Genomic DNA, 14,238 nt, shown 5'->3' on the forward strand with positions numbered 1-14,238 from the left:
TCGCTCACTCATCCCCCTCGTCCGGCTCGTCCGCGATGCGGTACCCGACGCCCCGCACCGTCTTCACGAGGTGCGACCAGCGCCCAAGCTTCTTCCGGATCGCCGTCACATGCACGTCGATGGTCCGCTCCGTGACCGTGATCCCCGGCCCCATCGCTCGCGCCATCAACGCCGAGCGGCTCAACACGCGACCGTTCGCCTGCAGCAGCGAGACCAACAGGCGAAACTCCGTCACGGTCAGTTTCACCGGCTCGCCGTCGACCGTGGCCTCATGCGTCCCAAGATCCAACTGAACGCCCTGGATCTCCAGCGTCTGTCGATCCTGCGTCGGTCCCCTCGACCGACGAAGCAGCGACTCGACCCTCGCCATCAGCACCTTCACCGAGAACGGCTTGGTCACATAATCATCCGCGCCCACGGTCAGGCCGACGACCTGATCGACCTCCTCGCTCTTGGCCGTCAGCATGATCACAGGCAACTTTGCCGTCGCCGCCTCCGAACGCAAGCGCGTCAGCACCTCAGTTCCAGACAGCCCCGGCATCATCACATCCAGGATCACAAGATCCGGATGCACCTTGGCGACCTGCTGCAACGCCTGCCTCCCGTCAGTGGCGATAGAGGTCTCATAACCACTTTTCTTCAAGTTGTATGACACCAGATCAACAAGATCGCTCTCGTCATCGACGACCAGGATGTGGGCCGCGGCAGGCATGTGTAAACCGCCTATTCGCAATGGATTACGGTCATTCGATCAAAAACCGATTCGATTGTGAAGAGCGTAGACGCACCCCCCCGGCCTCTGCCAGCCCTTTCCCGTTTGGATTGCGCGAAGTGTGGCGAGCATCGCACTCACCCGGTAAAAATCCCTTTCCTCTGTCCTGGCAAGCACTTGCGCCAGAATAGGGGGGCTGGGGCCTGCTGTCGGGGGTCTGAGCGCACATCCTGCGACTGGACAGCAAAGAGAGTAAGTACTAGCATATTTCTCCGAGATTGTGTTGAACTCTCGGACGTTCGGACCGATGGACCCTGTGGACCAACCCGGCGATGCCTCCTCGTGGGGCGCACCAATCGGCGGGACACGCGGCGTCAAACCCGCAGTTTGAAAAGCGTAGTCAGGACTAGCATTGGAACTTGCGGCTGCTAACATGCAGCCCACCCTTCGAAGGAGTTAAGCATGAAGAAGACGACTGCACTGTTTCTCGTGGCGGGCCTGGCGACCATCGCCAGCGCTCAGGACCCCACCCTTGACCAGTCTCGCGCTGAGCTGGCCAACATGAAGGCCGACGCCGCCAATCGCACCTCGCTCCTCGCCGCTGGCGCTGACGCCGGCCACGATGGCAAGGGCTTCTACATGGCGGACGGCGACAACTTCCGCCTCAACGTCGGCGGACAGGTCCAGTTCCGCTACAACATGAACTTCCGCGATCGTGACTCCGCTCCCGATCAGAACGACGAGTTCACCCACGGCTTCCAGACTCGCCGCACCAAGCTCGAGTTCACCGGCAACGTCCTCAACCCCAACCTCCACTTCATGGTTGTCGGTGCCTTCAACGCCGGCGACAAGACCACCGAGGTCGGTGAGGAGTCCTTCAGCAGCGGCGGCGGCAACTTCGTCCTCGAGGACGCCTGGGTCGCTTACGACTTCAACGAGAACCTGACCATGTCCTGGGGTCAGTTCAAGGTCCCCTTCAACCGCGAGGAGATGGTCTCCAGCAAGTACCAGCTCGCGGCTGATCGTTCCACCATGAACGAGACCTTCAACGCCGACCGCACCCAGGGCCTCGCCCTTGAGTGGCACAACGACAACTTCCGCATCATCGGCGCCTTCACCGATGGCTACCGCGCTGCCAACAGCGACTTCACCAGCAGCGCTGAGGCCGACTACGCCCTCACCGCACGCATCGAGTACAACACCGTCGGTTCCTGGAGCCGCTTCAAGGACTTCACCTCGTGGCGCTCCGCTGAGAACGTCGGCCTCCTCTTCGGTGGTGCGGTCCACTGGCAGGACGGCGGCGAGACCGGCGGCACCATCGACTCCGAGCTCTTCGGCCTCACCGCCGACGTCAGCGTCGAGGGCAAGGGCTGGAACCTCTTCGGCGCGGTCATCTGGACCAACACCGAGCCCGCCAGCTCTTCCGATCGCGATGACTGGGGCTTCGTCGTTCAGGGCGGCGTCTTCGTCACCAACAAGGACGAGCTCTTCGCCCGCTGGGACATGCTCTTCCCGGATAGCGACGCTGCCGGCGACGATGACTTCACGACCCTCACCTTCGGCTGGAACCACTACTTCGTCGAAGAGTCCCACGCCGCCAAGCTGACGGTTGACGTCCTCTGGTACCTCGATCGCACTGACGAGACCGACATCGTTTCCCCCAGCACCGGCTACAACCTCCTCCCCTCCTCCGATGACGATCAGTGGGGCATCCGGGCCCAGTTCCAGCTCCTGTTCTGATCCTGGCTCTACTTGGGATCCAGGGCTGAAACACACACCCAGGCCCTCAAGGCCAGTTCTCCGGGTGTGAAAACGCGACTACACCGGGCGGGCCGCAAGGTCCGCCCGGTTGCTTTTTGCTTCCTGCATGCCGCGGTGGACGGCTCAGCGATCGCCTGACTGAGCCCGGCAACACGCCAGTTCGTAGGCAAGTCTTGCACTCATCGTGCATCAGCTCGATGACCGCCCCCTTTGCCCCCTCCGCCCCTTCCTGCCTCCGCGGCTCCTGCCTTATGCCTTCCCCACTCTGTCACTGCGTCACTTCGTCACTCCGTCACTTTTTTCCTCCCTCCCCTATCCCCTTCTCTCCCAACGACTTCCAATATCTGTTCCAACAGACACTGACAGACGTCTGTCAGTGACGCACCCACCCCGCGCTTGCATCCACGCGGCCGCGTCGTACATTCCAGGCATGATCGCCTCACCCGACCTCACACACGACGCGCCCCACCACGCCACCCCCGCCGACCCCATTTCCCCGCGCCAGCGCTGGGCCCACCTCCTCGTCCTCGACATGCTCAGGGCCAACCTCCCCCTCGACCGCCTCGCGGCACACCTCAACATCCCCTTCCTCACACTCATCGACTACATCAACACGCCCGAGGTCCAGGCCGAGATCGACGCCTACGACCAGCTCCTCACCATCCGCGCCCGCCTCCTCGGCCAGACCGCGCGTCCCATCTCACTCCGCAAACTCCTCGACGTCCTTGAGAGCCCCGCGCCGCAGCCCACCGGCCGCGACCCCGAGTCCGACCAGCGCACCCTCCACCGCCACGCCGAACTCATCCGCCGCACCGCCACCACCATCGCCCGCGAATCGCGAGCTTTAGCACCGAAACCCGCTCCAGATCAACGCGCGCAAAAGGGAGCCCCGAGCGCGAGAGCATTTTGCGCCATGTGTTCCAAGTGTTTCCATTGTGGAGACTTGCGCGATCTGATGGCTCATGCCATGCTCGGTCCCACTGGTGGAGCTGCCAGACAGGAGACCGAGCATGGACAACGCGAGTTGGAGGGTGTTGGCGGCGAGCGTGCGGAAGCTGGATCGGAGCCCGCGTGGCGGTCGCTTCACCTTCACCGATGCGGACATCGTGCTGACCTTTCTCTGGGCCGTCTTGCACCGACGACCCACCTCCTGGGCGTGCCGACGCGATGCATGGCCGTTGTGGCGGCGTGGTCGATTGCCCTCGCCAAGCAGGATGAGCCGGCGGCTGAGAACCACCAGCGTCCAGGCGTTACTTGCCGCGGCGGAGGCGGAGAATCTGGTCTCTGCATCGGGAGCGTTGGTGCTGGCTCTTGACGGCAAGGCCCTGCGCGTCGCCTCGCACTCCGGAGACCGGACCGCGACCTTCGGCGCATGGGGACTGCGCGGCTACAAGCTCCATGCGATCTGCGATCTCGCGGGCTCGATCGTCTCCTGGCGTCTCACGCCCATGCACTGCCATGAAGCAGTGATGGCCAAGCGGATGATGCGAGACATGGAGTTGAACGGGTATGTGCTGGCCGACTCGAACTACGACAGCGTGAAGCTCTATGAACTCTGCGCGTGCAAGGGCGGACAACTGGTGGTTCCGCGGAAGGACTGCCGCGTGGGTCGCGGCGTGCGGCGGTCCGGAACGCATCCGGACCGCCGTCGAGCCATCGACATGCTGGAGCAGAGCATGACGGGCTTCGGCAGGGGCCTGCTGTCACTCCGGCGCGTGATCGAGCGTGTGTTTGCACGCCTGGAAATGACCCACCATGTGGGGCTTATCCCGCCGCACGTGCGCGGCATCGAGCGGGTCCGTCGATGGATCCAAGCCATCATCATCCTTGATCGACACACACAGGCAATGAAGCGATGACGCAAAAAGCTCGCGAGCTCGGGGTCTTCTTGCTCCTCTTCCCACGCGCCCGACACACCAACCCAGCCAGCCAAACTGAATCGTGGAACCGCGAACGTGACTGAGCGGACCTCGTCTCCCGCTTCTGCACCCGCCGCGGCTCCCGAAACACGCGCCGATCAACGCGCGCAAAAGGGAGCCCCGAGCGCGAGCTCGGGGTCTTCTTCCAACTTATCGCGAGCACCCGACTCCCACACAATCACCCCCGATCGTGCACGCCGCGGCTCTGTTTCACCCGTCGTCGCGCCCAGCCCGCCCTCCCTCCGCGCCGCCGCGGGCTCCACACGCGCCGCGCACGACCCTTCACACCGCGCCCGCGCCCGCGACCGACCCGCGGCGTAACCACAAACCAACCACTCACCATTCCGCCCATCTGGCCCGCCCACCCGCCCGCTCAGCCGGGCCCGCTGTCACGCGCTCACATCAACCCATGCGCCGGCTTCGCCAGATCCTCGCCCACTTTCTCCCGCTTCGGCTCCCCATGCAACTCCACCGCCGAGTACAGCCAGTTGTCCTCATTGACGCGGATCATCAGGTGCACGGGCCTTCCCCATATGGCGCGGAGCGACTTCAGCGCCTGCGTCGCCTTCGAAGCATCAATCTCCAGCCCGACGAACTGGTGCGAGAGGAAGAGCTCGCCCCGGTTCATGTAGTTGCCATCGACGACATACAGGAACGGCTGCCCCATGTTGGTCATCTGGAAGAGCAGCGTCTGCTTGATGCGGTCAAAGTCGCGCGTCACGATGCGCACCTCGCCCGTCTGCGGGTCCTTCCTGAACTGGTACATCTGGTAGCGATCAACAAACTCCGGCGTCAGGAACTCATCGATGAACGACACATCGTTGTAGATCCGGCGCACCTCAAAGATCTTCTCCCGCCCCTTCATCGACTTGTCGTCGAACGCCTCTTTCTGGCCGATGGAATCCAGCGACTCCCACGCCGCGCCGTGCTGGCCGCGGTTCCACCGCCGCTCGATCTCCTTCCAGAGTTCCACGCCGATCTTGTACGGGTTGAACCCGCCCGGCGGCATGTGCACCACGCCCGAGTGCTGCTCGGCGTAGTCGATGATCTCTTTGGCTTCGAGGAAGTGCTGGGTCATGAGCTTGGAGTGCCAGTAGGTGGCCCACCCCTCGTTCATGATCTTCGTCATGCCCTGCGGCGCGTAGTAGTACGCCTCGTCGCGGATGATCGAGAGGATGTCCTGCTGCCACTCGTCCAGTCTCGCGTGCCGCAGAAGAAACAGCAGCACGTCACGCGTCGGCCGCTCGGGGATCCGTCCCTTCCCCGACTTCAGCTCCGCGGCGTGCGCGTCCCGCTGCCGCTGCATCTCCTGCTCGGGATTGATGAAGGGATCCATGTACCCCTTGGCGGGGAGCTTGTGGGGCTCGAAGCCGCCCGCGTCATCAGAGCCCGCCCCACGGTGCGGCTCTTCGCGGGCCATGAACATCGAGTGCGGATCGATCAGGTGCTCAAGCGCAAGGCAGTGATCGATGAACCGTTCGACGGTCTCGAGTCCCTGGCGTTCGATGTGACGGCGCACACGCGTGGCGTGGTTGGCCATCTCGTTCATCATCTTGCGGTTGGTCTTGCTGAACCAAAGGTTGTTCTTGAAGAAGTCGGAGTGCCCGTAGACGTGGGCCATCACCAGCTTCTGATCGGTGACGCTGTTGGATTCCTGGAGGTAGGCGTAGCAGGGGTCGTTGTTGATGACCATCTCGTAGATGCGCCCGAGCCCGTAGGCGTCGCGCTTGGAGAGCTTCTCATACTCCATCCCCCAGCGCCAGTGCGGGTAGCGGACGGGGAAGCCGCCGAAGGCCGCGATCTGGTTCATGGTCTCGAAGTCGAGAACCTCGTAAACGACCTCGAAGAAGTCCAGCCCGTACTCGCTGGCCTTGGCCTTGATGGCCTGCATGTGGGCGAGGAGTTCGGGGCTCAGTTCGGTGTGCGGCGTTCCTGCCATGGTCCCCCTCTTATCGGCTCGATTCCCTATGGTCCATACGCGAGAAACGGAGCGGAAGATCGAGGGAATGAGCGTGGGGTTTGCGTTCTTTCGGGAGAATCGGGACCATGTGGCGATGGGTATCTCCAAGAAACTGCTGGCCTTTCTCGGCATGCCGGTCGGCCATCAGGAGTGGCGTCGGTTCAAGGTGCCGGCTGTTCCGGAACTCGACAACCTGCCAAGCATGGCGGACGCGATCGTGGAAGCGACCTTGCGCATCGAGGGCGTGACCCTCGACCACACGCCCGAGAGTCTCAGGGAAGTCGATCGGCTGCTCCTGACGCTACGCGAAGACGGGCTGCGCGTGCGGCACCTGGTCGATCCCATCTTCTGCTTCGGCTGTTATGTCGGCGAGGTCATGCGCCGCCACCTCGGGGCGGAGTGGGCCGCCCCGCCAAGCCCCATGCTCGGCATGTTCCCCGTGGTGCGAATCGGGAGCGACAACTACTCAGCGCCCATCGCGAAGGCCTACAAGCGCGTCCAGCTCGGCCCGGAAGAGAGCGTCTACGACTTCTATCGCTCCGTGGAGCTCGATGTGCCGCGGAAAGTAGATGAGAGTCTGCCGTCCACACACGAAGGTATTTGACTCACTGGTGCGGGAGGCGAACAACTCCGGATGAGCACTGAGAGCCAGCATTCTCACAGTTCGGCACGGCATCACGCAGCCGACGGCTCGCGCTGCGCGTATTCCATGTGGGGCGAGATCGGCGAGGACTTCGACAAGCCCGCATTCGATCAACTGCACGCGGCGTGCGGCTTGCCGGTTGCCGCGGCGGGCGCGCTCATGCCCGATGCGCACGTCGGATACGGCCTGCCGATCGGGGGCGTGCTGGCCACTCGCAACGCGGTGGTGCCGTATGCCGTGGGGGTTGACATCGCCTGCCGCATGAAGATGACGGTGCTCGATCTGCCCGCGTCGACGCTGGCGACGGAGCACGGTCGCAAGCGCCTGACGGACGCGATCGAGACGGAGACGTGCTTCGGCGTCGGCGGGGCGTTCAAGAAGCGGAAGCTGCACCCGGTGCTGGACATGGACTGGAACGTCTCACCGGTGACAGCGCGGAACAAGGACAAGGCGTGGGGCCAACTCGGCACCAGCGGCAGCGGCAATCACTTCGTCGAGTTCGGGGTGCTGACGGTGCGCGAGGATGCGCCGCACGGGGCGAGCGCGGTGAACCAGTCGAGCGAGGGGGGCTCGCACGCGCGATTCGATCTCGCGCCCGGGACATATCTTGCCCTCTTGTCGCACTCGGGGTCGCGCGGCACGGGCGCGGCGGTGTGCGATCACTACTCCAAGCTCGCGATGTCAATGCGCCCGGACCTGCCGAAGGACCAGAGGTTCCTGGCGTGGCTGGACATGGATACGGAGGAGGGGCGGGCGTATTGGGGTGCGATGAACCTGATGGGGGAGTATGCCGCGGCGAATCACGCGTGTATCCACGACGCGATCGCGAAGAACCTCGGGGCGGAGGTCATCGCGGACGTCGAGAACCACCACAACTTCGCGTGGAAGGAGACGCACACGATCAATGGGAAGTCGGAAGAGGTCTATGTCCACCGAAAGGGGGCGACGCCGGCGGGGGCGGGCGTGATGGGCGTGATCCCGGGTTCGATGGCGCAGCCGGGGTTCGTGGTGATGGGATTGGGGAGCGATGCGTCCTTGCACTCGGCGAGCCACGGGGCGGGACGCGTGATGTCACGCACGAAGGCGCGGGAGTCGATCGCGTGGGGGAACGTGAAGAAGAAGCTGAGGGAGCTGGAGATCACGGTGCTGTCCGCGGGCGTGGATGAGGCGCCGGATGTCTACAAGGACATCCACACGGTGATGGCGCGGCAGCGGGATCTGGTGCGGGTTGTGGCGCAGTTTGATCCGAAGCTGGTGAAGATGGCGCCGGAGGGGGAGAAGGCGGAAGACTGAAAGCCAAGGCAAAGACAGGACTCACCACTGAGGCACAGAGGACACAGAGAGGAAAGCGGAATCAGGGAAGCTGGAGTAATTCACAACAGATGTTCCCGACACATTCACTCCGCCAGTTGATCGGCGACCCACAAGCAAAGAAGCCCCTTTCGATTCTCATTCCCCGAGTCTTTCTCTGTGCCCTCTGTGCCTCTGTGGTGAGTCCTACTTCTTTGTTCACCCATTGAGCTTGCGTGCGACCTCGGCGACGCGCTTGCCGATGCTCTCGACGGCGGCGCGCTGCTTCTCGTCCTTGATGATGCCCTTGTCGTCGAACTGCTCGTGGGCCTTGATGAGTGCGATCTGGTCGGGGATGACAAGGGTCTGGATGTTGCCGAGGATGGCGCGGAGGTGGACGAGGCCGCGCAGGCCGCCGAGATTGCCGGGGGACGCGCCCATGATGCCCGCGACCTTGTAGGCGAAGCACTCCAGGGGCTTCTCGCCGGGGGCGGGGCGCGAGGCCCAGTCGATGGCGTTCTTCAGGGCGGCGGTGACGGAGGAGTTGTACTCCGGCGAGGCGATCAGAAGTCCGTGGTGCGACTTCATGAGTTCCTTCAGGCGCTTGGCCCCGTCGGGCGTGCCTTTGGCTTCGAGGTCTTCATCGAACAAAGGCAGGTTGAAGTCGGCGAGACGGATGATGGTGACCTCCGCGCCCGCGGCCTTCGCGCCGTTGGCGGCGTTCTGGACCATCAGGTGGTTGTAGGAGCCGGTGCGGAGAGAGCCGGAGAAGGCGAGGATGCGGATGGACATGTCAGACCTCGTGTGTGTTCAAGAGGAATGGAAAGACCGGAGTCGGGGGCGTCCGCCCCGCTCCACCAAGGATGCGACCTTCGGTCGCGGGAGAGCCGCTGCGCGGCACCTTGACCAGATGCTGCGGCGACCCCGTTGGGGTGCGCCTTGCATCTGGCAACCATCGCACGCCCGCTTCGCGGGCGGGAGAAGGAAGACGCACGGTCATGCGCGAGGTTGGTTGGTGTGCGTACATCGTGGTGAGGAAGAGCACTGGCTGGCAAGCAGCCAGTGGCGCAAAGCCAGTGGCACGGTCGATTCGTTTACTCTTTGACGCCGATCATGTCGAGAAGTTTCGCGCGGACCTGGGCGGCGTCGGCCGTGCCGCCCGAGAGCTTCATGACGTTGCCGACGAGGCGGCCGATGGCCTGGAGTTTACCGGATTTGATCTGCTCGACGATGGGGGCGTTCTCGGCGAGAACCTGAGCACACCACTTCTCCATCGCGGCGTCGTCGCGGACGATGATGAGATTCCGCTCGAGGGCGAGGGTTTCGGGATCGGCGCCGGCGTGGGTGGGTTCGCAGAGGAGGCCGAAGAGTTCATCGAGTGCGTTCGCGCTGATGGCGCCACGCTCGCGGAGCGCGGCGAGGGCGCCGACGGCGGCGGCGGAGATGCCGAGGTCCGCGATGGTCAGGTTGGACGATTCCGTGTCGTCGGGGGAGGTCTCGGCACGGTTGCCGCCTCGCTCGCTGGCGCGTTCGTTCACACGCTTGGCGCCGTTCTGGAGCAGGAGGTTGGCGACGAGACGTCCGGCCCGATCGCCGGGGACACCCGCGTCGGAAGCATGCGTGACGGCTGCGTCGTAGAACTCGGCGACGGAGCGTTCCTCGACGAGGGCGAGGGCCTCGCGGGCATCGAGGCCGAACCTCTCGCGGCAGCGCCACAGGCGCGAGATCGGGAGTTCGGGGATGGAGGCGCGGACGCGCTCGCGCCAGGGTTCGTCGATGGTGAGAACGGGGAGGTCGGGGTCGGGGAAGTAGCGGTAGTCGTGGGCGTCTTCCTTGGAGCGTTGGAGGAAGGTCTCGTTGCGAGCGTCGTTCCAGCCCCGCGTGGACTTGGTGCCGGGCCCGAACTCGACGCCGTCCTCAAGCCAGCGCCGTGGCTGCTCGCGCAGCTCGTGCTCGATCGCGCCCTTGAGGGATCGGAAGGAGTTGAGGTTCTTCACCTCGGTGATGGGCGTGGTGGCGGTGCGCCCGTTCTTCAGGTAGATGATGCAGTTGATGTTGGGCTCGAAGCGCATGTGACCGTTCTGCATGATCCCCTCGGTAACGCCGAGGAAGCGGCAGGTCATGCGGAGGAGGCGGGCGAAGGCGACGGCCTGATCGGAGCTGGTGAAGTCGGGCTGGGTGACGATCTCGAGGAGCGGAGCGCCGGCGCGGTTGAGATCGACGATGGAGTGGTCGATGCGGGTGGCGCCCCGCGCGTCTGCGCTCGGGAGCTCGTGCAGGAGCTTGCCCGCGTCTTCTTCGAGGTGGGCGCGGATGATGCCGATGCGTGTAAAGCCCTTGAGCGGGTCGGGCTCGCCGCGCTCGTCGCAGTTGGGGATGTCGATCGCGCCGTCGAAGCAGAGGGGCATGTCGTACTGGCTGATCTGGTAGGCCTTGGGGAGGTCGGGGTAGAAGTAGGACTTTCGGTCCCACTTGGTGCGCTCGGCGAGTGTGCAGCCGAGGGCCTGGCCGACCATCATCGACATCTCAACGGCCTCGCGGTTGAGGATGGGGAGCGAGCCGGGGAGGGCGAGGACGACGGGTTCGATGAGGGTGTTGGGGGATGCTCGTTCGCCGGAGCTGTTCCGGGCCGCTGGATTCGCCGCATGGCTGAAGACCTTGGAGCGGGTCGAGAGCTCGACGTGGACCTCCATGCCGAGGACGAGCGTGACGCGCTCGATGTCGGCGGGGGTGTAGGCGTGGGGGGCGTGGGGGGCGTGGGCGGCGGGCATGGTGGATGGTAGGGGAGACCAAAATGGCCATAGAGCAGATTGCAAATGGCCACACAGTCTCGTTGGGAGCGTGAAGCCGTTCGCTCGTCACACCTGAGCGATCGCGCGGGCGACGACATCGGGGCTGAGCCAGGACATGTCGGGTGTTGGTTTCGCCGGGGCGAGGACGAGCACGAGGGGGCCGATGGGTGACCAGCGGTTGGGGTCGGTGGGACCGAAGAGGGCAAGAGTGGGGAGGCCGAGTTGCGCGGCGAGGTGTGTGGGTCCGGTGTCGAAGCCGACGAAGGCGCGGGCATGCACGAGTTCGGAGGCGAGTTCGTCGAGGGAGTTGATGAGAGCCCAGCCGCATTGGGAGGTCTGCGGGGACCACTTGCACGACGCGATCACATCGGCCTCTGCCTCGCCCGCGATGAAGAGCAGTTCATGTGTGGTGACGAGTTGTCTGTCGATCTCGCGCCAGATTTCGAGCGGCCATCGCTTCATGGGTGAGCCGGCGCCGACGTGGATGATGGTCGGACCGTACCGGTCGCCGAATGTAGTGCGCGAGGATGCAGAGGAAGAAGAGTCGGGGGCGTCCGCCCCGCTCCACCAAGGAAGCCGCTGCGCGGCAGACTTTCCAGACCCTGCGGCGACCCCTCCGGGGTGCGCCTTGGGTCTGGCAACCATCGCTCGCTGCTCCGCAGCGTCGGAAGCGGTGTTCGTTGCTCGCTGGTTCGCAGCGTCGGATGCGGCAAGCGTTGATCTCGGGTCCGTAGTGTCGGAGGAAGGTGCCGATCGAGTGGCTGCATCGTTGTTCGTCAGCGCGGCATGAAAGAGATGATCCGGCGCCATGCGCCTCGCGAGGATCGCATCGGGTCGCTCGTAGACCATGTCGATCACGGCACCGGGGAACATCGCCGTGGCGTTGTGTTCCCATGCGCGGGAAGATTCGCTCGGCTCGCCGAAGAGGAAGCAGAGAACGCGGGAGGCGTGCACCGGTCGGAAGTCGCGAGCCGGGTTCGGGCTCGGGGCGAACATGGCGTTGAAGCGCGGCTGCTCGGCATCGACGGGTTCGACGCCGGGGTTGAAGCGTGCCGCGAGACGGGCCTTGGAGGCGTCGGTGACGAACGCGACGCGCCCGTGTGCTGCAACCAGCGAGCGCAGGAGGGGCCAGAGGAGGACGGAGTCGCCGAGCGCGCCGCGATGGAAGATGAAGGCGGAGCTTTGCGAGCGTGAATCGCCAGATGAGGCGGGTTCTGTGTGCGCGTTCATCGCGGGCTATCCGACGCGTTCGCCCTTGAGTTCGCGGCTCATCAACTGGCCGATCGCGCTCAAGGGGTCGAGTCCTTCGAAGAGGACGGCGTGGACGGCGGCGGTGATGGGCATCTCGACGCGGTACTTCCGCGCGAGGTCCATCACCGAGCGCGTCGTCGGCACGCCTTCGACAACGTAGGGGCTTTTCTTCAGGTAGTCATCGAGTTTCTGGCCCTTGCCGAGCGCCTCGCCGAGCGAGCGATTGCGTCCCTCGGGGCTGAAGCAGGAGGTGGCCAGGTCGCCGACGCCTGCGATGCCGAAGAAGGTCTCGGGCGAGGCGCCCATGGCGGCTCCGAGCCGCGCGATCTCGGCGAGGCCGCGGGCGAGGAGGGCGGACTTGGCGTTGTACCCTCCCTTGAGCCCGTCGAGCACACCCGCGGCGATGGCGATGACGTTCTTGACCGCGCCGGCGATCTCTGCTCCGAGCATGTCGTTGTTCGTGTAGACGCGCAGCCACGAGGAGCTGAACATGCGTTGGATCTGCTCGGCGAACGGGGGATGGTCGCTCGCGGCGATCATCGTGGCGGGGAGGCAGCGTGCCAGTTCGGCGGCGATGGTGGGGCCGGTGAGGACGCCGATCGGACGGGGAGCCGCGTCCGGGTTGTCGCCGAGGAGTTCGGAGAGGATCTGGCTCGGGCGCAGCAGCGTCTCGTTCTCGATCCCCTTCGCGACTGAGACAACACCGACACGCGTGTCGCGCGGGACGTGCGGCTTGAGGCGGCCCCATCCCTCACGCATGAATTGAACAGGGATCGCCGAGACGATGAGATCCGCGTCCTTCAGGTCGCTGTCTTTGATCGAGATGCGGATCCCATCGGGGAGAAGGAAGCCGGGGAGTCGGGAGCTGCGGCGTGTCTGGGCGAGTTCGCCGACCTCGTCGGCGTTGCGTCCCCAGATCAGGACTTCCGGGCGATCCGGCTTGCCCGCGCCGGCCGCGACGAGCATGGAGGCGCAGACGAGCCCCATCTGTCCGACGCCGAGAACGACCACGCGTGGTCCTGTCGGACGACTGGCGGGGCGTTGCTGTCGCTTCGGCGTGGGCATACATCAGGGTACCGCGGAACGGCACCTCCCGCGCGATAGGCATGGCGTCAGGGGGTGGGCACGTTCTCGGCGTACTCGAAGACCTCTTCGAGTCGCTTCCCGAGCACGCGAGCGATGCGGAACGCGACCTCGAGCGAGGGGGCGTACTTGCCCTGCTCAATGGCGTTCAGGGTCTGCCGGCTGACGCCGACGCGCTCGGCGAGGTGTTGTTGCGTGATCTCGCCCGAGGCAAACCGCAGGGCTCGGATGTGGTTTCGGACGGAGGTGGTGGGGGTGCCGCTGCCTCGTCCCATGTCACGTGCCCCCGTGGGATGAGCCGCCGAAGCCACGCCGGTAGTAGATCAGTTGCAGAGCGAGCTTGAGGATCTCGCTTGCGAAGAGCGAGCCAAGCAAGAGGTGGGCGATCCAGACGGCCTCGATGTTGAAGCACATCGCTGTGATAGCGCAGAAGACGCCCGCGCCCAGGATCCAGGAAGCGTTGCTCTCGGCACGCCAGCCGATCTGGCGGTCACGCTCGTCGGTCTTCTCCGGCTTGCCGAGGAGGAGGGCTGCCATGTGCCCGGCGATGAGGAGGACGACGAGCAGGATCGTGGCTGACATAAAGACGGCGATGTAAGGCCCGAAGTGGAGGATGCCGCGGGACATCATGCTGATGGAGATCGCCATGTACGCGGCGAACACGACGCAGAGACTGGCGAGTGTGATCCAGACGCTTCGTTCCTCATATGACGGCAGCATGTTGGGTCTCCTGGCTGGTTCTCGTGCGATCGGTCGCGTTTGTTTGACACAGTGTCAAATATAAACGACATGCGACCTAGAGTCAACTATGCTTGACATTGAACAAG

The 14,238-nt window shown here is 64.6% G+C and carries 13 protein-coding genes; 5 read left to right on the top strand and 8 right to left on the bottom strand.

Translation table 11 applies throughout. From position 1 onward, the window contains the following. Positions 1–4: 4 nt before the first annotated feature. A complete protein-coding gene (locus KF838_15175) occupies positions 5–712 on the bottom strand; it encodes a response regulator (GenBank protein ID QYK48120.1) in 708 nt (235 codons plus the stop codon). 462 nt (positions 713–1,174) lie between these two features. Here KF838_15175 and KF838_15180 point away from each other — a divergent pair, with 462 nt between their 5' ends. From KF838_15180 to KF838_15190, 3 genes are all read left to right on the top strand, one after another. Further along, entirely contained in the window at positions 1,175–2,452 is a 1,278-nt protein-coding gene (locus KF838_15180; GenBank protein QYK48121.1) for a hypothetical protein, read from the top strand. A gap of 451 nt (positions 2,453–2,903) precedes the next feature. Continuing rightward, a complete protein-coding gene (locus tag KF838_15185; protein ID QYK48122.1) occupies positions 2,904–3,788 on the top strand; it encodes a hypothetical protein in 885 nt (294 codons plus the stop codon). Next, complete coding sequence (locus tag KF838_15190) at positions 3,775–4,332, top strand: transposase (GenBank protein ID QYK48123.1); 558 nt, start codon at positions 3,775–3,777, stop codon at positions 4,330–4,332. Before KF838_15185 ends, KF838_15190 begins: the two co-directional genes overlap by 14 nt. A 457-nt stretch (positions 4,333–4,789) precedes the next feature. On the opposite strand, the gene KF838_15195 is transcribed toward KF838_15190, so the two are convergent. Then, positions 4,790–6,331 carry a SpoVR family protein gene (locus KF838_15195; GenBank protein QYK48124.1) on the bottom strand — a complete coding sequence of 514 codons (1,542 nt, stop codon included), beginning with the start codon at positions 6,329–6,331 and terminating at the stop codon, positions 4,790–4,792. 115 nt (positions 6,332–6,446) lie between these two features. On the opposite strand from KF838_15195, the gene KF838_15200 reads away from it, so the two are divergent. Next, positions 6,447–6,956, top strand: coding sequence for a hypothetical protein (locus KF838_15200; GenBank protein ID QYK48125.1), 510 nt, complete (start codon positions 6,447–6,449; stop codon positions 6,954–6,956). 30 nt (positions 6,957–6,986) lie between these two features. Continuing rightward, complete coding sequence (locus tag KF838_15205; GenBank protein QYK48126.1) at positions 6,987–8,288, top strand: RtcB family protein; 1,302 nt, start codon at positions 6,987–6,989, stop codon at positions 8,286–8,288. A 216-nt stretch (positions 8,289–8,504) separates the two neighbouring features. Here the strand turns inward: KF838_15205 and KF838_15210 are convergent, their stop codons facing one another. The 6 genes from KF838_15210 to KF838_15235 all read right to left on the bottom strand — a co-directional run bounded on the left by KF838_15210 (position 8,505) and on the right by KF838_15235 (position 14,131). Then, positions 8,505–9,077, bottom strand: coding sequence for an NAD(P)H-dependent oxidoreductase (locus KF838_15210; protein QYK48127.1), 573 nt, complete (start codon positions 9,075–9,077; stop codon positions 8,505–8,507). A 302-nt stretch (positions 9,078–9,379) separates the two neighbouring features. Then, a complete protein-coding gene (gene gatB / locus KF838_15215) occupies positions 9,380–11,056 on the bottom strand; it encodes an Asp-tRNA(Asn)/Glu-tRNA(Gln) amidotransferase subunit GatB (GenBank protein QYK48128.1) in 1,677 nt (558 codons plus the stop codon). A gap of 87 nt (positions 11,057–11,143) precedes the next feature. Beyond that, complete coding sequence (locus KF838_15220; GenBank protein QYK48129.1) at positions 11,144–12,307, bottom strand: glycosyltransferase family 9 protein; 1,164 nt, start codon at positions 12,305–12,307, stop codon at positions 11,144–11,146. A 6-nt stretch (positions 12,308–12,313) separates the two neighbouring features. Further along, a complete protein-coding gene (locus KF838_15225; protein ID QYK48130.1) occupies positions 12,314–13,393 on the bottom strand; it encodes an NAD(P)H-dependent glycerol-3-phosphate dehydrogenase in 1,080 nt (359 codons plus the stop codon). Positions 13,394–13,440: 47 nt separating this feature from the next. After that, positions 13,441–13,686, bottom strand: coding sequence for a helix-turn-helix transcriptional regulator (locus tag KF838_15230; GenBank protein QYK48131.1), 246 nt, complete (start codon positions 13,684–13,686; stop codon positions 13,441–13,443). A 1-nt stretch (position 13,687) separates the two neighbouring features. After that, on the bottom strand, positions 13,688–14,131 hold the full coding sequence (locus KF838_15235; GenBank protein ID QYK48132.1) for a hypothetical protein: 444 nt from the start codon (positions 14,129–14,131) through the stop codon (positions 13,688–13,690). Positions 14,132–14,238 lie beyond the last annotated feature (107 nt).

Source organism: Phycisphaeraceae bacterium (genome assembly GCA_019454185.1).
Classification (GTDB): Bacteria; Planctomycetota; Phycisphaerae; order Phycisphaerales; family UBA1924; genus JAHBWV01.